Raw genomic sequence first — 23,230 nt, forward strand, 5'->3', positions numbered from 1 at the left:
CGTTACGGTTATCAATACGATAAACTGAACCGGTTGAAAAATGCGATTTACGGAAAAAACGGTTTGACGACCAATGCCTATAATGAAAGTTTAACCTATGATAAAAACGGAAATATTCTGTCCCTGAAACGAAATGGAGACACAGACCCGCTAATCCAACCCATAGGAATTGACGACCTAATATATACTTATGCGGCCAGCTCCAACCAATTGGGCAACGTAGCAGACAACAGCAACAACACCAGTGGTTTTAATGATTTCAACAAAACAGGCAATGATTATACCTACGATGCCAATGGAAATATGACGACCGACAAGAACAAAAACATCACGGCGATCACCTACAACCATCTTAACTTACCCACTAAGATAACCTTTGGTACGACCGGGCATATTGCGTACATTTACAATGCAAGTGGTCAGAAAACAGGGAAAACAGTTTTTAAAGCAGGAACAGCTGTTCTGCCCCGCAGTACAACGATCACCGATTATTTACAGGGAGGATTTCAGTACAGTTCCTTAAATTCAAAAACATTCACGCTTGATTTTTTCCCCACGGCCGAGGGCTATGCACAACCTTCGGGAAGTTCTTATGAGTATGTGTATCAATACAAAGATCACTTGGGAAATGTGAGATTGAGTTACAGTGATAAGGATAATAATGGCATTGTAAACAATATTGAAATTATTGAAGAAAGCAATTATTATCCGTTTGGGTTTGCGCATAAAGGGTATAATTCTTTGGTTAATTCCTCTAATCCGGGTCAAAAATATAGGTATAACGGAAAGGAATTACAGGATGAGAATATTGGGGGTTCTCAGTTAAATTGGTATGACTTTGGCGCCAGAAATTATGATGCTGCAATTGGAAGATGGGTGAATATTGATCCTTTGGCTGAAATTTCGAGACGATGGTCGTCCTATACATATTGTTATAATAATCCAATTAGGTTTGTTGACCCCGATGGAATGTTAGCATTAGACCCAGGAGACTTATACAATTTAAAAGGTGAGCACGTAGGAAATGATGGCATTAAAGATAATGCAGTGTATTTAGTGCATACAAATAGTAGTCAACAATTAACCCAAACTGAGTCAAAGCGTTTGGTCGCAGGAACTCTGGCTGCAGGATTATCCGTTGGGCTTAAAGTTGAGCAAAAGGATATTTCAAATGATGAGCTTAATTTGCGTGCGTCACTTTCAACCTTGAAACAAACAGAAGCAGGTAGCAAAAATGAACCGTTAGATTATAATAGTTGGAATAACAATAAGAATTTTACAGAGGATCAGTATGCTGAAAATCCAAAAGCATATAACGACCATCCTGGAACTAATACTGATTCAGGAGGTTCAGCTGCAGGAGCGTATCAATTTTTGGCTAGATTTTATCAAGGAAGTGATTTTAGTCCTAAAAGTCAGGATGCTGCTGCAGTTAATAATATGACATCATCAAGTTTTACAGCGGCAAAATCTGGAAGTGGAGAAGACTTTAAGGTAACAACCCAAGCTAGATGGACTTCATTGCAACATTTTACGGGTGAAGGAGTTCAAAAATTAATAAACAACTATAGAGCACAAGAATTGAAAGGAAGTTCAGGTATAGCAACTCCAGTGGGACAACTAGTAAAAACAAAACGTTAAGATATGTTAAGCCAAATTTTAAAAACACGCGTACTTTTATTATTGATGCTTATTGCTTGTAAGCAAGACAAAATTATTAGTAAAGCTGTTTCGTATAAAAAACAAGAAATACAGAAATCAAAAGATCAAAGTGTAAGCAGTTTAAGTAATAAGGATTTTTCTTTACAGATTGTAACTCGATTCTCTACTGATACCCTAAATGTTATCGACTATAAAGAAGACAGATATAGTAGTCCGATAATAACATTTCAAAAATTGTTATTTTACAATAAAAACTTATTAGTGAAAGAGCATAAATTACCTCTTAAGAACATTAATAAAAGGACAATTAGTGGAAAGATTTTAAGCGCAACTGAAACACCAATTTATAAAATGTGTCTTTTTAATAATTCAGATCAACATTTTTATATAGTTCATGGTTCTGATTATTGTAGTGGTTCTCATTGTCCTGAATTCATTGGTATATATTCAATGAAAGGAGATGCAATTTATGAAGGTTTTTCTAACGAGAAAAAAACGTTTTTATTAAAAAAAGTAGTTATTAAAAATCGTATAGACTTGAATAAATTAAGTAATTGTGTCAATGTTGATATTTATAAATAATTTGATATTAAACAAAAAGATCATAAAGAGTTTTAAAATCATTATTCTTAATTTTTCACCCACCGCAGAGGGCTATGTACAACTTTCGGGAAGTTCTTATGAGTATGTTTATCAATAAAAAGATCATTTAGGAAATGTGAGATTGAGTTACAGTGATAAGGATAACAATGGCATTGTAAACAATACCGAAATTATTGAGGAAAGCAATTACTATCCGTTTGGGTTTGCGCATAAAGGGTATAATTCTTTGGTTAATTCCTCTAATCCGGGTCAAAAATATAGGTATAACGGAAAGGAATTACAGGATGATAATATTGGGGGTTCTCAGTTGAATTGGTATGACTTTGGCGCCAGAAATTATGATCCAGCACTTGGAAGATGGGTGAATATTGATCCATTAGCGGAGGATGAACCGGAATGGTCTACTTACCGTTATGGTTATAATAACCCTTTGAGGTTTATTGATCCCACAGGTATGCTAGAGACAGATTATTTAGATGTTTCAACTGGAGAACTAACGCAGATAAATGATGGAAAAGATCAGGTTATTGCTGCGACGACTTCCGAGATAAATAAAGCGAAAGAAAATTTTACAAATAATAAGAATCAATATAATAAAGATCTTTCTAAAAAAGAGGGTTCTAGTTCAAATTTAAATCTATCTAGGTCACAATTTATATTTTTGGCGGAGACCTTATATGCAGAAAGTTCAGGCAGTTTTGGAGAAACTTTAGGTATTGTTAATGTACTTGAAAACAGAGCTAATAATCAAGGGAATAGTTTTATGGATCAACTGTCAGCAGATACTCCATATGGAGTTTATGGTGTATGGAAAACAAGTGGAGGAAAAAACAGCACATATAAGTATGCATATCAAAATGAAAGCGGTGCAGGGGTAGAAAATAAAAAATTAAATATACATAAAGCAATTGCGACAGGTTTAATGACTAGTCTTGATATTACCAAAGGCGCATATTTTTGGGACGGTACAGATATTACAACAAATTCTCACTACTTAAATTGGGGGCTTAAATTTTCAAATCCAGGGCATAATCTTTGGAATTTAAAAGAGACATCAGGCACTAATCAACTTATAACAACAAGGGCTATTGATAAAACAACATTTAGTAAATTTCAAAATCAAGGAAAAAAATGGTCAAGTTCAAATTAAAAAAATATATTATATCATTAATAATTGTTTTCTCCACATCAGCGTGTAAAAAAGAATCTATCTTTTTTACTTTTGACCGCTCTAAGAAAATAGAATTAACGAATACAGCAGATAATAAAAGTGATAAATATTGCTTTAAAATTGTTCAAAATATATTAAAAGCTGGTTTAGTAAATAAAAATGAAACGGATTCTTATTATTTTAGAATTATGAAAGATGAGTTGCTACAAAATTCAATAATAAAAGAAAAAGATTATTTTAAAAGTATTGAGAAATTTTATCAAGACACTTTTTTTTCAGAATCATATATTTTAGAAAAACATAATATACAATATTTGATTTTGATAGGACAATCACATGGAGCAACTGGAATTGGTGTGGATTATTGGAACTATGAATGTTATATTTTAAGTGATGGAAATAAAATAATTCGATTTTCTTCCTTAGCCAAAACTCCTTATTCAGTTTTATTTGATAATGAAAAATTAAGATATATTAAAGTAGATGACAATTATCCAAGACCAGCCAGTGGCATATTAAGTTTGAATTACTACCCAGTAATTGGATCTTTATATTCTGAAAATGGGGGCTTACTTAAGCAGATTGAATATGATTGTAAAAAACATGTGAAAACAGGAAATTAATTGTGAAAAATTCCAACAATAAAAAAAGGTTTTACTATCACTTTATATGCTTATGGAACGGTGATTTTATTGACAGTTGAAATAGTATTATTGACAATTTGGCCCCTGCTGGCCTGCGAACTCTTGAGCACAGTCGAAAACCCAGTACAACAATCACCGATTATTTACAGGGAGGATTTCAACACAGTGCCTTGAATTCCAAAATATTAACGCTTGATTTTTTCCCCACCACAGAAAAAGCCGGAACAAAACAAGATTGTAGGAAGGATTGGATCTTGATCTAAAACCCAAATGCGAGTGAACATAAAAGCAAATTGGCAAAACAACAGCTGTAAGATTTGATAACAAATGTTATCGCCCAAAAGCTTTTCGACCTATTAGTTTTGCGTTGTAACTTCAAAACCATTTAAAATGAAATCACAAAAAATAATTTATGTAATAGCAACGGGAATTTTTTGTCTTTGGATAGTAAAAATGCGTATGCTTATTTAACAACTGAAGAAGCAAAGCAACTTTGTATGCATTTTGGGTTGCCTGATTATCTGCGTATAGAATTAGCCGTTTTTAAAATTATTGGTGTACTCGTTTTAGTACTTCCGGTACGACAAGGCTACTTAAAAGAATGGGCTTACGCAGGGTTTGCCATCACCGTGATTTCAGGATTTATAGCTCATCTGGCCTCAGGCGATTCCTTACTTTCTGCTCTATCTGCCATAGTGGGATTAGCCCTTTTATTGACCTCTTATTTTTCATTTCATAAAATAAATAAGTGCTGAGAAAAGCGCAAAACAGATCGTAGTTTGAATTCTATTGGTTGTCACAGCTGTCAGATAATTACTTTTATGGCGGCCAGTTTTAAGACAGACCGCTACACGATTGTTGAATAAAATGGAAAACAATCCTCGTTTGAGCGACATCAGAAAGAAAATTCTCATTCCCTATAATACCCAATTATAATTATTTCGCGACAAGTGTAAATTAGCTGACATTTCACTTTTTCATACTACAATAGTTTTGCATCATCAAAAAAGATGTAAGACCATATACTATGAAAAAATTGCTTTTTATTTTTTTAGTAACCTTCACTTCGGTTACTAGTGCACAAAACCTCATTGCTAAATCTGCGGATGATATCACTCCCCTGATAATAGGAAAAAAGATTCCAAACCTTACTTTAAAATTATCCGATAATACAGATGTAAACATTTCGGAACTGCTTAAAAAGAAAAAGACAGTTCTTGTTTTTTATCGTGGAGGCTGGTGCCCCTATTGCAATATCCATTTGCAGGCATTGGCTGATGCCGAAAAACAAATTCTGGATCTGGGATATCAAATTATTGCGGTAAGTCCCGATTCTCCTGAGAATTTAAAAGTAACAGAAGAGGACGACAAACTAAAATACACCTTAGTTTCTGACTCAAAAGGAGCATTAATAAAAGCTATGGGAATTGCTTTTGAAGCTCCGGATAACCGCAAAAGTGTCATTTACATCAAATCTGACGGGCTTAATACTAATTTCTTACCAGTGCCTTCCGTTTTTGTGGTGAATCGCGAAAGCACTATACTTTTTGAATATGTTTCTCCCGATTACAAACGCCGCCTCAAGACAGAAATACTGATTCCCGTATTGAAAAATTTAAAATAAGAGGAAAAGCCGCAGGAAAACAAGATTGGAAACTATTGCCTAAATAAGAGTACTGACAGCAGCTTTAAAATTCATATTTAAAATTTAATAAAAAAACAATCACAATAATCCCTTATCACATTATGAAATTAAAATTTCTCCTGTTCGCATCACTAAGTGTAATGACCGCAGTTCAGGCACAAAATCCAGGAAAAGTTTCCGGAAGGATTACCGAAAAATCGAACAACGCCCCTATTTCGTACGCTTCAGTTACCATCAAAGATAACGGAAAGGTCGTTTCGGGAATTAACACTGATGACAATGGAGATTTTACGATAAATAACTTAGCTTTAAAAAGCTATACAATAGAAATTCAATATATCGGATTTAGAAAATATATCGGTTCGATAATTTTAAGCGACAATAAAAAAGAAGCCACTCTTAAAGTGAGCCTCGAAGAAGAAGCAACGCAGCTGCAGGGTGTAAATATTATTAGAGAACGTTCTACAATTGAGCAAAAAATTGATCGCAAAGTAATCAATGTCGGAAGGGATCTCACTACAGCGGGAGCTTCGGCATCAGATATTATGCGAAATATTCCGTCTGTAAACGTAGATCAGGACGGAAAACTTTCGCTTCGCGGAAACGATAATGTTCGCGTATTAATTGACGGCAGACCGTCTAACATTGATCCTGCTCAATTGTTAAAACAAATTCCGTCGACTTCAATCAAAAAAATTGAATTGATTACCAATCCAAGTGCCAAATACAATCCGGAAGGAATGTCGGGAATCATCAATATTGTTCTGCAAAAAAATGCAAATACTGGTTTTAACGGAAGTTACAGCGGTGGTATTACTTTTGGAGAAACTGCAAAATACAATCAATCCTTAGATTTGAATTACAAGACCGGAAAAGTAAATTTCTTTGGAAATGCGGGTGATAATTTTGGAACTAATTTTACCAATGGCCGAATCAGGAGACTCGATCAGGATGTTAACCAGAAATTAGAAATTTCGAACGATGATGACAATTATTTGTATAAAGCCGGGATGGATTATTTGATCGATGATCGCAATACCTTGTCTTTTTATACCAATCAGAACAAATCTACCGGAGAACGAAACGTAAATACTGCTATTGAGTATAACAACGGCGATCCAAATGTTTTAAATATTTATCAAAAATCAAAATACGAAGGGCCAAACACAACCGGAACTTATAATTTAGCGTACAAACACATCTTTAAAAAAGAAGGACATACATTAGATTTTGAGGGAAATTATAGTGATACCGAAGAAACTCAAAATGCTGCTTTTGACACGCAAACGACAAAGCCCGGAAACACCTCAAGCGCTACTTTTTACAGTGACTTCAAGAACGATGACAGAAAATTGAGTACTTTAAATATTGATTATACCAATCCGTTGAACGACAAAACGACACTTGAAGCCGGAGCCGAAGCCAGAATCACACGAACAGCTAATGATTACAGCAGGGTAAATCCTGGTGAGCCCGGAGAAAATCAAATTACAAACTATACTTATAATACTGATATTTACTCAGCCTATGTAACCTTTGGACAGAAATACAAAAAATTCAGTTACCAATTGGGTGCTCGTTTTGAAAGCTATAAAGTAGCTGCCAACCTAAATTATGGACAGGCTAAGTTTGATGATGACTATATTACCTTATATCCGTCGGCCTATTTTACTTATAATTTAGATGAAAAAAATACGCTTCAATTTAGTTACAGCCGTCGGGTAGACAGACCCAGTTTAGAGGAGACAAAACCGATCCGTGAATATTCAACCCCGCTTGTTAGTTTATACGGAAATCCTGAACTAAGACCTCAGTTTACCAATTCTGTTGAAGTAAATTATACTAAAACTTTTGAAAAAGGCAGTATTACCGGTGGTGTTTTTATAAGAAGCATAAAGGATCAGATAAGTCAAACGTCAAGTCCTGACCCCACTGATCCTTCAGGTTACAAGCAAATTTTAAATTATACAAATTACAATCACAATACTGCTTATGGTTTTGATCTTTCTGCCAATTACAAGATTACAAAATGGTGGGATATCCAGCCCTCTGTTGATTTTTCGAGTATACAACAAGAAGGTATTGTATTTGAGCTTGATCCGGTAACCGGTACAAATTCGCCACTGCAACGCAGCGTTACAACTTCAGCATTTAATGCGCGTATAAACTCAAACTTTAAACCTGCAAAACGTTTAAGCTTTTTATTATTCGGTTTTTACAGAGGACCGGTTGACCGGGTTCAACAAAAAAGAAAAGAAACGTACACAATGGACATTGGTTCACGTTATACCTTGTTAGACAACAAGATGAACATAAGCCTTCGCTTCGATGACGTTTTTAATACGATGAGATATGCTTTTAAAGGTATTTATCCTTACCCTCAAACAGGTCAGTTTCTTTGGGAAAGCCAAACCGTGTATTTAGGCTTAACATATAATTTCGGTGGTGCAAAAATCAAAAATTTAGAACGTAAACAAAGAGAAGATTACAATAATAAAGGCGGTAGTGGAATGATTTAATCAAACGATTACCAATTTTAATGTTTTGAATTAGTGCTTGTAGAAAAAGATCTGGAGTTTGCCAACTTCAGGTCTTTTTTATCTCATTAAGACAAGAAATTAGAATTTCCTGATTTCTTCCGGATTTGCAATTTCTGCATTATCGGTTATTGCTAATGAATGACAAAAGGCGGTTCCAACTGTCGGCGTCATTTTTTTACGAAATGATAACTTTTTCAACAACAAATTATAGCAGTCAGCGTTGTTTTTAAACTTCAGATAACACAAATTAAAAAATTAAATATGACCACTACTTTTAACAGCAGTCTGAATGCCTGCAAAATAACGAGCACAGACACTGGGTTTCAACTTGCAGCAAATGCCAAAACTGATTTCATTTGTAAGTACAAAGAATATGTCAAAGATACCGCTTCATTTTTTTATATCGAAAAAACCGGGGATTTTACCATTAAGGCCGAAGTGGAAACCAAGGGGAACTCTGCCTACGATGCAGCTTTCTTAATGGTCAGAGACACTGAAACCCGATGGATAAAATTAGCCGTTGAACTGGGCGTTGACACATCCTATAATGTTGTATCAGTGATCACTGACACTTGGTCGGACGATGCAAATGGTGAATTAATCCCATCAGACAAATGCTGGTTACGAATCACGCGTAAAGGCGACTTATGGGGCCTTCATTATTCGCTAAATGGCGACAAGTGGAGATTTGTTCGTTGTTTTGGATTAGACCTGCCTTCTACTGTAAAAGTTGGATTTGGAATACAGGCTCCATTAGGGGACAAATGCGAGGGAAAATTGGATTTTATAACCGTAACCGATGGTAGTGTCCAAAACTTCAGAGATGGCAATTAATGCATTTGCTGTAAGGGCAAAAGCCAGTAAGGTTTAATCCCGGAAAAGAAAAAATGTTAATTCTGCTACTTTAAACGAATTTTTGTTTCGCTTGGATTAAAGCCAAAATGACTTTTATACAAACGCGAGAAATGAGAAACATTTTCATAACCTACCTCACTACAAATGTCTGCAATAGTTAATTGCGTCGAAAAAATCAATTCTTTAGCTTTTTGTAATCGTTTTTCCTGAATCCATTTGGCAGGTGTGGTTTGAAATAAGGATTCAAACTCACGACGAAAACCCGACAGGCTTCGTCCCGATTTATAAGCCAGTTCTTCGAGGGTATAAGGCTTAAGATAATTTGTCTCTACAACGGCCATTAAATCACGGGTTTCGCTACGGTTCAGATTCACCAGCTGTTGCAAAAATATTGGATTTTCGTCTGAAAGGTCATAAAGCAGTTCCAGGATTTTAAGTTTATATAAACCTGTTTTTATCTTTTCAGCAGCATCAAAATAGGGTTTTATGGAGTCTAAAAAGGTTTGCAGCCGTATTCCGTAAGAATGCACCAAAATTTCATTCCCTGCTGTTTTATTTTTAGGATAATCATCCATTGCTATTAATTTAATAAAGTCAAGGAGGATCTCTTTTTTTAGAGAGAAGGAGACACTTTCATACATAAAATTGTCCTCTGCTTCGCCTCTCTTTACAATCTCTACATATGTCGCTTTTTTTAGCAGTAACATTTCTCCCTTTTTTAAAGAAATGAACTGATTGCCGATTTGTAATTCATTCGTTCCTTCCAGGGCGAATAATAAATAATGCTCTTTTAGCATATTCGTTTTATGGAACGGGGTTTTGTGCTGTTGCCGGCAAATTTCTGTCGTGCCAATTTTATCTGATGATAAAACAATATGTGTTCCGGGATATAAATTCTTTTCTGCTTCTTTGAAAATATGCATCGATATTCATTTTTGCAAAAATACAAAACTGTTCGCTACTTACGCCTGATTGCTGTAAAATTACACTGAAAGGAATAGTCATTAAATATGGAAGTTTTAGCAAAATCGTTGATGGATTAAAAACTGAACTTTACATTATTAAAATAAGTAAGATATGATACAGTTTAAAAATTCAGAAAAAGTATTCGAGATAAAAGGCTTATCTCAGGTTGTAGAAATTCCAATGGGAAATCAAAAAATGCTGGTGCTGTCCGGACAAATTCCGCTTAACCAAAAAGGAGAATTGGCAGGTCATGATGTAAAAACGCAAACGGTTCAAATTTTCGAAAATATCAAGTCCATTTTAGAAAGTTGCGGTGCGAGTTTAAATGACATTGTAAAACTTGGTGTTTTCATAACCGATATTTCGCAAACTGCCGTGTACAGAGAAGTAAGAGATCAATATATTAATCCTGAAACGCCGCCAGCAAGCACGCTTCTGGAAGTAAAAGGTTTATTCAGACCTGATATTTTCATTGAAATTGAAGTGACGGCCGTAGTAAGCCACTAATTTTTACAGCTAAAATAAAGCGGACAATCTTAAAAAAAAGATTGTCCGCTTTAGTATTATGCATTTTCATTTCTGTTAGCATTTACAGGCCCCAAAGCCAAAAAGATTTAACTTCTTTATCTGAATTTTGATATATCCCTAATCGCTAATTCTTTACGATTATAATTAATTAAACCTTCCTGCTCTAAATCATTGAGTAATTGGGTTGCTGTCTGTCTTGACGTACAGATAACCTGGGCAATATCAGCCTGGGTCAGATAGTTTTCAATAGTGTAATAATTATCTTTTTTTAGTCCCTCTTTTTCAGCCCAGTCTTTTATAAAATCAATTAATCGTGTTCTGGCATCTTTAGATATTAAATTAGAATAATTGTTTTTTACTTTTTTCATTTTTAATCCCACGAACTTGGTATATGAAATGGCCAAATTTGGATTCTTCAAAAGTAAATTTTCAAAATCTGACAGTAGAAAACTGCAGATGCTCACTTCATTTGTGAGTGCAACGGCATGTTCATTTGAATTCAGATCATTAACCAGATCTAATTCGCCAAATAAATCTCCTTTTTGTATTATATCTTTAATTGTTTCTGTACCATCTTCATCTAAAGAGACAATTTTTATGTTTCCGGTTTTGAGCAAAAAAATGCGCGGTACATCAGTAGACGAGAAATAAATTATTTCTCCTTTTTTTGCTTTTTTAAAGCATGTTATGATGCATAACTGCCTGATTTGCGAAAAGCTTAAAACACTAAAAAGTTTATGGTCTCTTAAGTACCAGTATTTGATCTCGTCGTACATACTAAAATTTATTTACTATCTAAATATAAAAAAGTCATGATAAAGTTTTTATCGGTAACGTTCATACCATTGTATAAACCCCATTTAGCAATATTTGCAGGTTTAACCCATTGGTAATCATTATAAAACCAACAAGGTCAAGGCTCAAATACTCTTTCCGGGAAACAGGACTGCAGAACTGATCCCGGAGAACGTGCCAAAAATCCAACCGGGCTGTTTTTTGAGTTACTTTGTGAAAAAATAGTTTCCTGTATACCTGTTTTTAAATTCGAATAAACGAAGTCGAAAAATCTTCTTTTCTCACTAAATCATAATATTTCATGATACATCTGTTTTGCTCTATAACAGTTTGTGTCACGCTAAGCGTTTTCATCCTGTCTGCCCTGTTTATAATTAGGCCGTTTTGAGAATCATCACTATGTGTGTTTCTATGAAAATTAAGTATTTCTAAGGCTGAGATTTTATTTATCTCTTTTAAAAAATTAAAAAACCAGTCGGACCGCTTCCTTCTAATCTGATCAGGATACAAAGTAACCGATGACCAGATATAGTTTTGAGATTCATCTAATCTGGTGGCACTCTTTTCGAAACCGTCCCAGATCAGCTGATACAATTCTTTTTCCTGATACAAAACCAGTGTAAACGGCTCGATATTATTCAGGTCAATGTGTTTCCAGAAACGCTTTGGTGAATCATTGGACAGAATATCCAAAGCAATTAATCCGCGGCTTTTTCGATAAGGCAATACCGGAATGTGTTTTGTAAATCCGCCATTTAATAAAATCAGTACAGATCCGTTTTCATCAATTGCAAACCAGGTTCCACCGGCTTCAGGATCTTTTGGATATAATATGACTTTTCCGTTGTGACCATAATTTCTTGGCTCAATTGCACTGGGGCGGGCCACTTTTTCATCCCGGTTTGATGTAATAATTACAACTCCGTTAGTATTTACAAAACTGACTGTACACATTGGTTTTTATATTAGTTAACTGACTTACGCTTAAATTGTCACCTGTTGTAGCAAGATTCGCGATTATTTTTCGAGTTAACACAGAATCTATAGCAATTGCCGATTTGACAATCACATTCTGTGCCTTTGCTACAGCAATGCACTTGCTTAAAATATAAAAGTAATTTTTCATGGAATTAATGTTTTTACCTCTTTTGTGGCTGTAAATGTATTGTACTATAGAGAAAGAAAATGTCGGCTAATTTACACTTGACACAAATAATTAGAATTTGGTAAAAGCTAAACGATATTTGCTGTGATAGCGTAGAAGATCATTATCAGGATTCCCTTGGAGACTGTTTTACGGATCAATTTTCAATTTACCTTTTCATCAAACCTGCCCAAAAGCTATTTTTAGTAATGCATGCTTGTAGTTGATCTGTTTTGCTTCTTTTCCATCTTTATTTTTTTTCACTGACAAAAAATCAGACGACACAAGATTCAACACTGAATTTCAATGTATTAAACATTATTTTTTCCTGTGTGAGCAATCGCTGTTCGATAAATATTTCTTAAATAAACCAGAAAAATTCCTGAAATGTAAAATACCTGACATATCTCTTTTTTCTCCGGGCATAATTTTGAACCATTATAAATTTAAATAATATAAAAAATTATGATTCAGTTAAAAAAACTATTTATGATGTTATTTGTTGGTGCAATGGTGGTTTCCTGCAACGACAACGACAACAACAGCGGCGATGAAACCGCAAAAATTACAGAAGCCCAGGCGCTTTTATCCGCATTTGCTACTTATGGAGGTACGCCTTATAATGTCCAAAATCCAACAGCTTACCCGGCTGAGGCGGATGTTAGTTTAAAATCGGTTTATGGTGTTAGTTATAAACTGCGCAACTACAGCACAAATCCTGCCGGCCCTATTGCAACTTTTCCTTTATACAAAGGTGTTGATACTGACGGCCAGGTTGTAGATTATATTATTACAGAAGCTTCAGACAAAGAATTTGCAGAAGCGATTGGTGTTTCTTACGCTCCAAGGATGGCAAACGCATTACCGGAAGGAAGACAAGAGGTAACCATTAAGGATGGGATCATTACATTTAAGGGTAAAGTAGATTTCTCCGGTAAACGTTCTGTTACCGCCGGTACTTCTAACGAATTGCCGTTAACGTCCTTTCCTCCTGCTGCTGTAACTCCGGGTGCTCAGGCTGATGCCGAGTGGTCCAGTTTCTGCAGATTACCGAGTGGCGTTGTTATAAATGCACAAGTAATGTCAAATAAAACCGGTGTGCATGACAGAATTCCGCACTACGGAGCCATTGGTGAAGACAATCAGAGTAATCCATACCTGGATAAAGTAAAAAGAAGAGTATCCCTTCAGTTACTGGACGGATGGAGAGGCGGAAAACGTTACTTCTACCATATTGTAACGGAATCTAACGATCCTGGACCAGCATCAATTGAATTAGGGTATTATGCACCCCGATTGAGCAAATTAGCCGTTTTTGGACAATTTCCGGAAGGTTGTTTTTTAGGTTTCTCTCCTAATGCGAATGGACCAGATGTTGCAGGTGTAAACAATCAGTCCAATATTATGCTGTCGCAGGGATTAAACGTTGGTGCAAAAAACAATCAACAAATAGATCCTGTTAACTGTTTTCCTTTTGGTCCAAAAAACCTTGATTATTCACCTATGTGGGACGCACACATTTCTCAATGGACCTTAAGTGCAGTCAATTCCAATAAAGTTAGAATTATAACCGGAATAGATGATTTAGCAGGCTTGGTTGCAAGTGGTGATGTTACCAATTTTATTGGAAATCCTGCTACAGGCCCAAGCAGCAAACTGATTGCAGGATTAAAACCATCCGGTTTACTGATCAATTGTCCGGCAATTTCGCAACCAGAGTCTTCTGCTATTGGAAAAGAATACGGAACAGTGCTAAAACCTTAAATAAATCATTTCATTAGAATTGACTTTTAAACAGGGACTTCCCTTCTTTAGGGAAGCCCTTGTTTTTATACTCAAAGACATTTCTGTCGCTACACTGTGAAAACCCGGAACGGCTATCAGATTTTTTACACAATACCAATTATGGAAAACTCAATTAATACTACCATCAAAACTTTATTTATAGCGCTGATCTTTATCGGACTTAGCAGCTTTGCTTTAAAGAAAGCAATTGCCCCTAAAGAACAAAATGGATTTGTTGTACTTGAATTGTTTACTTCGCAAGGTTGCAGCAGTTGTCCCCCAGCTGATGCCATTCTCGAAAAATATGCCATACAGAATAACCCCAATATAATTCCGCTGGCATTTCATATAGATTACTGGGATTATATCGGCTGGAAAGATCCTTACAGCAAAGCAGAATTTTCAGAAAGGCAACGCAATTATGCAGCACTATTTAAGTCACAAAACATTTATACACCACAACTAATTATTAATGGAAAAACGCAATTGACCGGCAGTAACGAAAGTAAAATAAATACAGTAGTTAACAAGGAGCTAGCCATTGAAAAGAAAAACCAGATTACTATTAAAAATGCAACCGTTTCTAAAGACCAATTAAATATTGAATACAGCATAACTGAGCTTTCAACCCAAACCAATATCAATATCGCTTTAGTAAAGAAAAAAGAAATAACTAATATAAAAAGAGGTGAAAATAGCGGATTGACGCAAACCAATTACAATATTGTGTATGATTTCAAAAGTAATACGCCTAAATCACAATTTAAAAATAGTGCTTCTTTCCATTTTAAATCAGGATGGCTTGCCGATGACTTTATGGTGATTGTATACCTTCAAAACAAAAATACCGGAGAAATTACGGGAGCAGCAAAAACAGAAATTAATTAAAGTATCAATCAAAAACTACAGCCATGGAAACCATTTTTAAGAACAAAAAAATTCTCATCACTGCCGGACCAACAAGAGAATACATAGATCCAGTTCGTTTTATTTCTAATGAAAGCAGCGGAAAAATGGGTTATTCCATTGCAGAAACCTTACATCATTTAGGTGCGGACGTAATTTTAGTAAGTGGGCCGGTTTCTATTAAATCTTCCTTTCCAGCTCATAAAATTATTCAGGTGCTGAGCGGCAGTCAAATGTTTAAAGCTTGCCAGGAATATTTTGAAACCATTGACGGAGCTGTTTTTTGTGCAGCAGTTGCGGATTATACTCCAAAAATAACTTCCGAAATAAAAATAAAAAAAATTGAGGAAGAAACTAATTTGGAACTTATCAAAAATGCAGACATTGCTTTTGAATTTGGTAAAGTAAAACAACCGCATCAAAAATCGGTTGGTTTTGCTTTGGAAACCAATAATATTAACGAGAACGCTATTGCTAAATTGAAGAAGAAAAATTTCGATTTAATTGTAATCAATTCACCAAATGTAAACGAAGGCTTTGGATACGATACCAATAAGATTTCAATTATTACAAAAAATTTATCTTTTCATGCCTTTGAATTAAAAAGCAAAAAAGAGGTTGCCACTGATATCATTAATCAACTTAAAAACAGCTTTAAACTGGATGAAAAAGAAAAAAAGATTTTAGTTTAAACTTATTATCATAGTTTTTTTAATAGAAAGAGAGATGAAAACAAAAATTATATTGCTCATTTTTATAACGTTTATAATCACAACCAAGGGATTAGCGCAAGTGATAGTTGAAAATTTTGTTCGGGAAGAAGCGGCTGATTACAACCTGGAATACCTGAAATCAGCTTACGGAACCAATAAAATTGTACCGCCCATTTATGAAGCTCAAATTCTAATTGCGCTGTCTTATTTTCCGGAACTCAAAAATACAAGAATTGAATTTCGTATCAAAAAAACCAGAACACCACTATCGGCAAGACCTGATTTTTTTGGGTTATTTAAGTCTGCAAAAAAACGAAAATATTATATTACGATTAGCAAAGAGACTATCCCGAAGCTAAAGCCAATACTACTGGAAAATCTAAGCTTTAATGCTCAGATTGGTGTATTAGGACATGAACTTTCCCACGTTTCAGATTACAGCACCAAGGGCTTTGGTAAAATGATGAACCTTTTACGAATAGAACTATTGTCAAAAGATAAAGTAGATGCTTTTGAAAGTCAGACCGATTTATATTGTATCGAACACGGTTTAGGTTATCAATTGCTCGACTGGAGTAAATCAGTCAGGGAAAATATTAAATTAGATTTTTGGCGTGGTGCTAATAATGTAGCTAATACGACTAAAAAAGAGCGCTATCTAAATCCGGAAACAATTCAGAAATATATAGACACAATTCCCATTTACTGCAAGGAATAAAAAAAAGCTTTTTTCACGAAAAAATGGCTCATTAGCCAACAAATAGTTGCCATTCTTTATACTGGTCAGGCTATCTGATCTTATAGTTTAAAGCTATTCATTTAATTTTCAATTCAATGTAAGGTGGCTGACAAATACTTATCTTCTAGTCTTCTACTTTTGATTTACTAAATACGTAACATGAAATATATACTTTTTTCTCTGGCAGTTTCCTTCCTCATGATTTCCTGCGAATCAGAAGGTGAACTCACAAAAACGGAGGTTGGTTCAACTCCTGTTCTATCAGAATCAGTGCTACAATATTCCGGAGTATTTACGCCTACATCGGGAATTGATGTTACGGGCAAGGCTGGGATCTATCTGGATGGGGAACAATACAAAGTTTCGCTTGAAGGTTTTTCCATTTCTAGGGGGCCTGACCTGAAAGTCTACCTTTCCACCTCCCCAAACCCGAATGAATTCATTAACCTGGGCGCATTGGGAAATGGCATGTCGCAAACCTATGTTATACCCAAAGGCGTAGATTTTAATACCTATAAATATGTATTAATTAACTGCCAACAATACAATCACCTCTTCGCTATTGCCTAACTTACCGCAAAATAATATCCTTATGAAAAAGTATTTTATCCCACTTATATTTTCCACCTTTTTTTTTCAATTCCTACAAGCCCAGGGTTGCAGCGATGCGGGAATATGCAGTATAGGAACACTACAGGAAAACCCTGATAAAGCGGCTAAAAATCAAATAGAAGTAAGTACCATTTTAGGTGCGGGGGAATCGGACACACAGTATTTTTCTCCGTCTGTTACGTATACACGAAATTTCAATGAAAGGTGGGACGCAGCCGCAAAAATCACTTCTTCTTTTGCAAGCGGGAGTTTTGGCCAACGCGGTTCTATAGGGGATGCCTATTTACTGGTAAATTATAAACCCGCCAACGGAAAGATTTTTAAATGGAGTTATACCGCAGGTGCCAAAATACCATTTAATCGTGCTAACCTTAAGATCAACAACCATCCTTTGCCACTGGATTACCAAAGCAGCCTGGGTACTTTTGATTTTTTGACTGCAGCTAATCTTAGTTATAAAAAATTTGACTTAAATGCGGCTCTGCAAATTCCCGTTTTTAACATCAACGCAAATTCGTACTTTGCAGAATATTCAGGAACAGCTGATTTTCCGACTACGAATTTATTTGAAAGGAAACCCGATATGTTATTTCGCACGATCTACACCATCACAACCAAAAAAATTACCTTTAAGCCAAATCTTTTATTTATCTATCATCTTGGTGAAGATACTTACGAAAATATTTATGGCAGGAGGCTGTCTATTGCCGGTTCACAAGGCTTAACTGTTAATGGCAACCTTATTTCTACGTATAATCTCAAAGCAGCAAGTATTGAATTGTCGTTGGCAACCCCTTTTGTTGTTCGTGATATCAGGCCTGATGGACTCACGCGGAAATATACTGTGGGAATTAGCTATAAAACAAGATTCTAAATTTTGAAAGAAGGAAATTATTGGTCTCATTTATACAGTCAGAGCCATTAAATATTTTCGAATTCTTCTTATGAGCCAATATAAAGCTCTTTGGGCTTGTTTGGATTTCTGGAATTTAGAATTTTCACTCTGCCCCCGAATTAAAAATAAATAAGCCCTAAAAGAGATTTCAATCAAAATCTCTTTTACTTTTGCCCGATGTTAGAAATTCTTTACCAGGACGAATATATTATTGCCATTAATAAACCAAGCGGACTGCTGGTTCACAAATCATTTTATGCGCGCGACGCAAAAGTGTATGCTATTCAGGAATTGAGGAATCAAATAGGGCAACACGTTTATCCTGTTCATCGGTTAGACCGAAAAACATCCGGTGTCTTGTTATTTGCGCTGGATACAGCTGTTTTGAAAATTATGAATGATCGTTTTGCCACACGCGAAGTCGAAAAAAAGTATTTAGCAATCTTGCGTGGCTGGTCACCCAAAGAACTGACGATAGATTATGATTTAACCAATGATGATGACATTACACAAAATGCCATAACCTACTTTCATCGTTTACAAAATGCCGAAGTGGATTTAGAATTTAACAATAAACCAACGTCACGATATTGTCTGGTAGAAGCGATTCCCGAAACCGGACGTATGCATCAGTTACGAAAACATTTCAAACATATTTTTCATCCCATTTTAGGAAGCCGCCCACACGGTTGTAACAAACAAAATAAATTATGGCTGGAAAATTTTGAGCTGAAAGGAATGATGCTTCATGCCCATCAGTTAATTTTTAATCATCCCATACACAATCAAAAACTCATCCTGAATGCAAAGATTAATGAGGAGTTTAGTAAAGTCGGTACCATTCTTAACCTGGATCTGAGTAAGTATCAATAAAATATACTTAACAAAACAGCACAACCAATATTGTCCTTCATTTTCTATTACTGCAGTGTGCATACAAGGCAGACCTACGATATTACAATAACGCAGCACATTAGTAGCGTTTATGAAATCAGCCTTCTGGCTGTTTTTTTTAGTGCTATTCTCAAAAAGTACTTCTCTCCTGCTCTAACCGATTTCTAATGATTACGTTGACCAAATTATGTAAGCAAATGTCAATATAACGTTGTGCTTTTGCAAAAAACCCGTTAGCACGGCGGCTTCTGCTCTTGTTTATTGCCAACATACCTCTTCTCTTATAAGTTTTATTAAAAAAAATAGTGTTAATCATACAACTCTTAGTCTGAATTGTATAATGTTTAAGTACCATTAGACATCACCTTTACTGCATCAAATAATCTAATTCTTAAACAAAATACAAATGAAAATTAAAATTTTAATAGTAGCATTTGCTATAGTATGTTTCGCATTTATTACCGGATGCGAAAATGATGATTTCGAAGCAGTCGAAGGAGTCTGTCCTGTAGTCGAATCTACCACTCCACTGAGTAATGCCATCAACGTTCCGTTGGAACAGGTTATTACCGTAACATTTAACGAAGAAATGGACCCGGCTTCTATTACTTCAACTTCGTTTACTGTGACCGGAACGACTCCTCTTGCAGGAACGGTCACCTACTCCGGAAGAACAGCGTCTTTCAAACCGGCAGTTTTACTTGCAGAGAATACCAGTTATACGGCCAGAATTACAACAAAGGCCAAAGACGTCATGGGTAATTTTTTACAGGCTGAATATGTATGGGTATTTTCGACAGGTACACTATTAAGACCTGCCGTAACGGCCACAGATCCTTTAAATAATGCTGTGAATGTTGCTTTAAATCAAACGGTAACGGCTGACTTTAGTATTCTCATGGATGCTGCTTCTATCAATGCCACTACCTTTACGCTTAAACAGGGTGCTGCAACAATTGCGGGTACGGTTTCGTACTCCGGCACTACGGCTTCGTTTAAACCAACCAATTCACTTGTATTAGGAAAAATTTACACCGCCACGATTACAACCGGGGCAAAAAGTGCTGCCGGGACTTCATTGGCTGCTGACTATGTGTGGAACTTTACAACCATGCTCCTGCCTCCTGCACCTTTAGTTATAGATCTTGGTTCTGCTGCTATGTTTGGCGCTTTTGGTGGTAACGCCGGAATTACAAATCAGGGATTAAATACTGTAATCAACAACGGAAGCCTGGGTACAACCGCCGCTTCAACCCTGATTACAGGATTTCATGATGGGCTTGTGGTGTATACCGAAACGCCTCTAAATGTCGGGAATGTTACGGGTGATATCTTTTCGGCACCTCCGGTTCCGGGAACAGCTACCTCCTTAGCAATTGCACAAAAAGGATTATTAGATGCAAATGCGGCTTACTTAAGTATTTCGCCGGCTGCAAAACCGGGTGGTTCAGATCCGAATGCGGGAGAATTAGGCGGATTGACTTTAGCTCCGGGGGTGTATAAATCAGCAAGTGGTACTTTTAAAATCAGCAACGGAGATCTGACGCTTGATGCACAAGGCGACCCTAATGCGACCTGGATTTTCCAGACTGCTTCCGGACTTACGGTTGGAATTGCAGGACCGACAGGTGCAAAAAGTGTCATAATGAAAAATGGTGCTTTGCCTAAAAACGTTTTTTGGTATGTAGGTAGTGCAGCAACGATCAACAGTGCCGGCGGCGGAACGATGGTAGGGACTATTATCGCCAATTCAGGTGTTACTTTTTCGACTGCAGGAAATGCAAATCAAACCGTATTAAACGGAAGAGCCATATCTCTGGTCGCTTCTGTTACGATGGTCAATACGACTGTTAACGTCCCATAAATAAAATGTACTAAATAGTATCCCGTCTTCGGACGGGATTTTTTTTTCAATAAAAACAATGCCTAAATAAACGCAAATGAAAACTAACATTATTTTTAAATCAAATAGATACAGCAATAAAATGTCAGGTAAAACACTTTTAAACCGGTTTTTACTTTTGACATTGTTCTCTTTAAGTGCTCACACAACGCTTCAGGCACAGGAAACGTATTATACAAAACCTTCGTGGTACTTTGGTGTTGCAGGTGCGACCAACTTTAATTTTTACCGTGGTTCAACACATCAGCTGAATTCGAATCTGACCCCTCCGGTTACTTTTCATAATGGCGAAGGTGCCGGACTTTATCTGGCTCCCCTGGTTGAATTTTACAAAGCCGATACCATGCTTGGATTCATGTTTCAGGCCGGTTATGACAGTAGAAAAGGGTCTTTCGATCAAAAAGTGACGCCTTGCAACTGCCCTGCAGATTTATCAACGGGTTTAAGTTATATTACGATCGAGCCAAGCATTCGTTTTGCGCCTTTTAAATCTAACTTCTATTTGTATGGAGGGCCGCGTCTGGCTTTCAATTTAGATCAGTCCTTTAAATATTCGCAGGGAACAAATCCTGCTTATCCCGAACAGGAACGCCCGGCTGATGTAAGAGGTGATTTTGATGCCGTGCAAAAAACGATTGTTTCGATGCAGGTTGGTGCAGGTTATGATATTCCGTTGTCTTCACAAAATCATAAATCGCAATTTATTTTATCTCCCTTTGTGAATTTTCAGCCTTATTTTGGACAACACCCCCGCTCCACAGAGACCTGGAGTGTCACCACTTTAAGAGTGGGTATGGCGCTTAAGTTCGGACAGGGAAGTGCAATGGAAACTCCTGCAACAGCAGTATCCAAAGTACAGTTTTCTGTAAATGCCCCTAAAAATATTCCGGGAGAACGTAATGTGAGAGAGGTATTCCCTTTACGAAATTATGTTTTTTTCGATCTTGAATCGAATAAAATACCGGATCGCTACAAATTATTAAAAAAAGAGGAGGTAAAAGACTTCAATGAAGATCAGATTGGACTTACAGCCAGTGTAAATCCTTCAGGACGTTCTGCCAGACAAATGGCGGTTTATTATAACGTGATTAATATTCTTGGTAACCGAATGGTAAAAAATCCTGGCGCAAATGTAAAACTTGTGGGTTCTTCGGAAAAAGGTACAGAAGATGGTACGGCAATGGCCGAATCTATCAAGACGTATCTGGTTGCTGTATTTGAAATAAACGCATCCAGGATAACGACAAAAGGGCAAATAAAACCTTCTATCCCATCTGAACAGCCCGGAGCAACAAAAGAACTGGTGCTGCTTCGCGAAGGCGACCGCAGGGTTTCTATCGAAAGTAATTCACCTGAATTACTGATGGAATTTCAGGTTGGTCCAGATGCACCCTTAAAGCCATTAGAGCTTGTTACTGTTCAGGAAGCACCTATTGACAGTTATATTACTATTGACGCGGCCGGTGCAGATAAGGCGTATTCGTCATGGTCTTTGGAAACTACAGATCCGGACGGAAAAGTAAAAGCGTTTGGTCCCTACACGAAAGAAAAAGTAAGCATTCCGGGTAAAAGCATTATGGGAACCCGTTCTGAAGGTGATTATAAAGTAAAATTGATCGGGAAAACTAAAAACGGAGGTATTGAAGAACAAGTGACAACCAATCATATGGTGCTTTGGACACCCTCTAAAACAGACGAAGGCCTCAGATACAGCATTCTTTTTGAATTTAATAAATCGAAAGCAATTGCGATGTGTGAGAAATACCTGACCGAGGTTGTTACGCCTAAAATCCCTAAAAACGCTGTTGCCATCATTCATGGCCACACGGATATCATTGGTGAGGAGTCTTATAATGTGAATTTATCTTTAGACCGAGCCAATGAAGTGAAAAGCATTATCGAAAGGGCATTGTCAAATTCCGGCAGAAAAGATGTAAAATTCGAAGTACATGGTTTTGGAGAAGACGAAAGTATGTCTGCTTTTGAAAATAAACTTCCGGAAGAACGTTTTTACAACCGTACGGTGATCATTGACATTATCCCGGCTTCAAAAATATAAGTCATACCTCTTCCTTTTGGATTAAAAAGACAAAGATCGGCTTTTAAATAGTAAACGAAAGCAATAACAAAAAACTCCGGGGTCATCTGACTTTGGAGTTTTTTTTATTATGCTGTATTTATAGTGTTGGAGCTCTGAATTTATTACAAATTTTATACTGATTGAAAAGGC

At 36.2% G+C, this 23,230-nt stretch carries 21 protein-coding genes; 18 read left to right on the top strand and 3 right to left on the bottom strand.

Annotation, left to right across the window (positions count from 1 at the left end; all coding sequences use genetic code 11):
* The 8 genes from D0817_RS14725 to D0817_RS14760 all read left to right on the top strand — a co-directional run.
* The coding region (locus tag D0817_RS14725) for an RHS repeat-associated core domain-containing protein (RefSeq protein ID WP_306462218.1) at positions 1 to 1,641 on the top strand (1,641 nt) is incomplete at its 5' end.
* Positions 1,642 to 1,644: 3 nt separating this feature from the next.
* Positions 1,645 to 2,244 carry a hypothetical protein gene (locus D0817_RS14730; RefSeq protein ID WP_127339146.1) on the top strand — a complete coding sequence of 200 codons (600 nt, stop codon included), beginning with the start codon at positions 1,645 to 1,647 and terminating at the stop codon, positions 2,242 to 2,244.
* Positions 2,245 to 2,386: 142 nt separating this feature from the next.
* Positions 2,387 to 3,415 carry an RHS repeat-associated core domain-containing protein gene (locus tag D0817_RS14735; RefSeq protein WP_202866481.1) on the top strand — a complete coding sequence of 343 codons (1,029 nt, stop codon included), beginning with the start codon at positions 2,387 to 2,389 and terminating at the stop codon, positions 3,413 to 3,415.
* Entirely contained in the window at positions 3,397 to 4,059 is a 663-nt protein-coding gene (locus D0817_RS14740) for a hypothetical protein (protein WP_127339148.1), read from the top strand. The genes D0817_RS14735 and D0817_RS14740 overlap by 19 nt, the downstream gene beginning before the upstream one ends.
* 461 nt (positions 4,060 to 4,520) lie before the next feature.
* On the top strand, positions 4,521 to 4,835 hold the full coding sequence (locus D0817_RS14745) for a DoxX family protein (RefSeq protein ID WP_202866482.1): 315 nt from the start codon (positions 4,521 to 4,523) through the stop codon (positions 4,833 to 4,835).
* 272 nt (positions 4,836 to 5,107) lie between these two features.
* Entirely contained in the window at positions 5,108 to 5,704 is a 597-nt protein-coding gene (locus D0817_RS14750; protein ID WP_127339149.1) for a peroxiredoxin-like family protein, read from the top strand.
* 122 nt (positions 5,705 to 5,826) lie between these two features.
* Positions 5,827 to 8,244: a TonB-dependent receptor gene (locus tag D0817_RS14755; protein ID WP_127339150.1), complete on the top strand. Its 2,418-nt coding sequence runs from the start codon at positions 5,827 to 5,829 to the stop codon at positions 8,242 to 8,244.
* A 282-nt stretch (positions 8,245 to 8,526) separates the two neighbouring features.
* Positions 8,527 to 9,099, top strand: coding sequence for a DUF1349 domain-containing protein (locus tag D0817_RS14760; RefSeq protein ID WP_127339151.1), 573 nt, complete (start codon positions 8,527 to 8,529; stop codon positions 9,097 to 9,099).
* A gap of 65 nt (positions 9,100 to 9,164) precedes the next feature.
* Here D0817_RS14760 and D0817_RS14765 read toward each other — a convergent pair whose 3' ends face one another.
* Entirely contained in the window at positions 9,165 to 10,043 is an 879-nt protein-coding gene (locus D0817_RS14765) for a helix-turn-helix domain-containing protein (RefSeq protein WP_127339152.1), read from the bottom strand.
* A gap of 154 nt (positions 10,044 to 10,197) precedes the next feature.
* Here D0817_RS14765 and D0817_RS14770 point away from each other — a divergent pair, with 154 nt between their 5' ends.
* Positions 10,198 to 10,593, top strand: a complete 396-nt coding sequence (locus D0817_RS14770) for a RidA family protein (protein WP_127339153.1) — start codon at positions 10,198 to 10,200, stop codon at positions 10,591 to 10,593.
* A gap of 116 nt (positions 10,594 to 10,709) precedes the next feature.
* Here D0817_RS14770 and D0817_RS14775 read toward each other — a convergent pair whose 3' ends face one another.
* Both D0817_RS14775 and D0817_RS14780 read right to left on the bottom strand, forming a co-directional pair.
* The gene (locus D0817_RS14775; protein ID WP_127339154.1) at positions 10,710 to 11,390 is read right to left on the bottom strand and encodes a Crp/Fnr family transcriptional regulator; all 681 of its coding nucleotides are present in this window, start codon (positions 11,388 to 11,390) and stop codon (positions 10,710 to 10,712) included.
* 262 nt (positions 11,391 to 11,652) lie between these two features.
* The gene (locus D0817_RS14780; protein WP_127339155.1) at positions 11,653 to 12,363 is read right to left on the bottom strand and encodes an NRDE family protein; all 711 of its coding nucleotides are present in this window, start codon (positions 12,361 to 12,363) and stop codon (positions 11,653 to 11,655) included.
* Between the two features lie 679 nt (positions 12,364 to 13,042).
* Between D0817_RS14780 and D0817_RS14785 the strand changes: the two genes are divergently transcribed.
* The 9 genes from D0817_RS14785 to D0817_RS14825 all read left to right on the top strand — a co-directional run bounded on the left by D0817_RS14785 (position 13,043) and on the right by D0817_RS14825 (position 23,059).
* Positions 13,043 to 14,317 carry a hypothetical protein gene (locus D0817_RS14785; protein ID WP_127339156.1) on the top strand — a complete coding sequence of 425 codons (1,275 nt, stop codon included), beginning with the start codon at positions 13,043 to 13,045 and terminating at the stop codon, positions 14,315 to 14,317.
* 141 nt (positions 14,318 to 14,458) lie between these two features.
* Complete coding sequence (locus D0817_RS14790; RefSeq protein WP_127339157.1) at positions 14,459 to 15,226, top strand: DUF1223 domain-containing protein; 768 nt, start codon at positions 14,459 to 14,461, stop codon at positions 15,224 to 15,226.
* Between the two features lie 23 nt (positions 15,227 to 15,249).
* Positions 15,250 to 15,936 carry a phosphopantothenoylcysteine decarboxylase domain-containing protein gene (locus D0817_RS14795; RefSeq protein WP_127339158.1) on the top strand — a complete coding sequence of 229 codons (687 nt, stop codon included), beginning with the start codon at positions 15,250 to 15,252 and terminating at the stop codon, positions 15,934 to 15,936.
* 34 nt (positions 15,937 to 15,970) lie between these two features.
* On the top strand, positions 15,971 to 16,675 hold the full coding sequence (locus D0817_RS14800) for a hypothetical protein (RefSeq protein ID WP_127339159.1): 705 nt from the start codon (positions 15,971 to 15,973) through the stop codon (positions 16,673 to 16,675).
* Between the two features lie 180 nt (positions 16,676 to 16,855).
* Positions 16,856 to 17,266: a DM13 domain-containing protein gene (locus tag D0817_RS14805; RefSeq protein WP_127339160.1), complete on the top strand. Its 411-nt coding sequence runs from the start codon at positions 16,856 to 16,858 to the stop codon at positions 17,264 to 17,266.
* A 22-nt stretch (positions 17,267 to 17,288) separates the two neighbouring features.
* Positions 17,289 to 18,182: a hypothetical protein gene (locus D0817_RS14810; RefSeq protein ID WP_127339161.1), complete on the top strand. Its 894-nt coding sequence runs from the start codon at positions 17,289 to 17,291 to the stop codon at positions 18,180 to 18,182.
* A 198-nt stretch (positions 18,183 to 18,380) separates the two neighbouring features.
* On the top strand, positions 18,381 to 19,076 hold the full coding sequence (locus tag D0817_RS14815) for a pseudouridine synthase (RefSeq protein WP_127339162.1): 696 nt from the start codon (positions 18,381 to 18,383) through the stop codon (positions 19,074 to 19,076).
* Between the two features lie 427 nt (positions 19,077 to 19,503).
* On the top strand, positions 19,504 to 20,961 hold the full coding sequence (locus D0817_RS14820; RefSeq protein WP_127339163.1) for an ice-binding family protein: 1,458 nt from the start codon (positions 19,504 to 19,506) through the stop codon (positions 20,959 to 20,961).
* 76 nt (positions 20,962 to 21,037) lie between these two features.
* Positions 21,038 to 23,059: an OmpA family protein gene (locus tag D0817_RS14825; RefSeq protein ID WP_127339164.1), complete on the top strand. Its 2,022-nt coding sequence runs from the start codon at positions 21,038 to 21,040 to the stop codon at positions 23,057 to 23,059.
* Positions 23,060 to 23,230 lie beyond the last annotated feature (171 nt).

Source organism: Flavobacterium cupreum (genome assembly GCF_003996965.1).
GTDB lineage: Bacteria > Bacteroidota > Bacteroidia > Flavobacteriales > Flavobacteriaceae > Flavobacterium > Flavobacterium cupreum.

What these genes read in the sequence shown, in the direction of transcription:
- D0817_RS14730 (WP_127339146.1), top strand. Translation starts at nt 1,645, where the DNA reads ATGTTAAGCCAAATTTTAAAAACACGCGTACTTTTATTATTGATGCTT.
- D0817_RS14740 (WP_127339148.1), top strand. Translation starts at nt 3,397, where the DNA reads ATGGTCAAGTTCAAATTAAAAAAATATATTATATCATTAATAATTGTT.
- D0817_RS14750 (WP_127339149.1), top strand. Translation starts at nt 5,108, where the DNA reads ATGAAAAAATTGCTTTTTATTTTTTTAGTAACCTTCACTTCGGTTACT.
- D0817_RS14755 (WP_127339150.1), top strand. Translation starts at nt 5,827, where the DNA reads ATGAAATTAAAATTTCTCCTGTTCGCATCACTAAGTGTAATGACCGCA.
- D0817_RS14760 (WP_127339151.1), top strand. Translation starts at nt 8,527, where the DNA reads ATGACCACTACTTTTAACAGCAGTCTGAATGCCTGCAAAATAACGAGC.
- D0817_RS14765 (WP_127339152.1), bottom strand. Translation starts at nt 10,043, where the DNA reads ATGCATATTTTCAAAGAAGCAGAAAAGAATTTATATCCCGGAACACAT.
- D0817_RS14770 (WP_127339153.1), top strand. Translation starts at nt 10,198, where the DNA reads ATGATACAGTTTAAAAATTCAGAAAAAGTATTCGAGATAAAAGGCTTA.
- D0817_RS14775 (WP_127339154.1), bottom strand. Translation starts at nt 11,390, where the DNA reads ATGTACGACGAGATCAAATACTGGTACTTAAGAGACCATAAACTTTTT.
- D0817_RS14780 (WP_127339155.1), bottom strand. Translation starts at nt 12,363, where the DNA reads ATGTGTACAGTCAGTTTTGTAAATACTAACGGAGTTGTAATTATTACA.
- D0817_RS14785 (WP_127339156.1), top strand. Translation starts at nt 13,043, where the DNA reads ATGATGTTATTTGTTGGTGCAATGGTGGTTTCCTGCAACGACAACGAC.
- D0817_RS14790 (WP_127339157.1), top strand. Translation starts at nt 14,459, where the DNA reads ATGGAAAACTCAATTAATACTACCATCAAAACTTTATTTATAGCGCTG.
- D0817_RS14795 (WP_127339158.1), top strand. Translation starts at nt 15,250, where the DNA reads ATGGAAACCATTTTTAAGAACAAAAAAATTCTCATCACTGCCGGACCA.
- D0817_RS14800 (WP_127339159.1), top strand. Translation starts at nt 15,971, where the DNA reads ATGAAAACAAAAATTATATTGCTCATTTTTATAACGTTTATAATCACA.
- D0817_RS14805 (WP_127339160.1), top strand. Translation starts at nt 16,856, where the DNA reads ATGAAATATATACTTTTTTCTCTGGCAGTTTCCTTCCTCATGATTTCC.
- D0817_RS14810 (WP_127339161.1), top strand. Translation starts at nt 17,289, where the DNA reads ATGAAAAAGTATTTTATCCCACTTATATTTTCCACCTTTTTTTTTCAA.
- D0817_RS14815 (WP_127339162.1), top strand. Translation starts at nt 18,381, where the DNA reads ATGTTAGAAATTCTTTACCAGGACGAATATATTATTGCCATTAATAAA.
- D0817_RS14820 (WP_127339163.1), top strand. Translation starts at nt 19,504, where the DNA reads ATGAAAATTAAAATTTTAATAGTAGCATTTGCTATAGTATGTTTCGCA.
- D0817_RS14825 (WP_127339164.1), top strand. Translation starts at nt 21,038, where the DNA reads ATGAAAACTAACATTATTTTTAAATCAAATAGATACAGCAATAAAATG.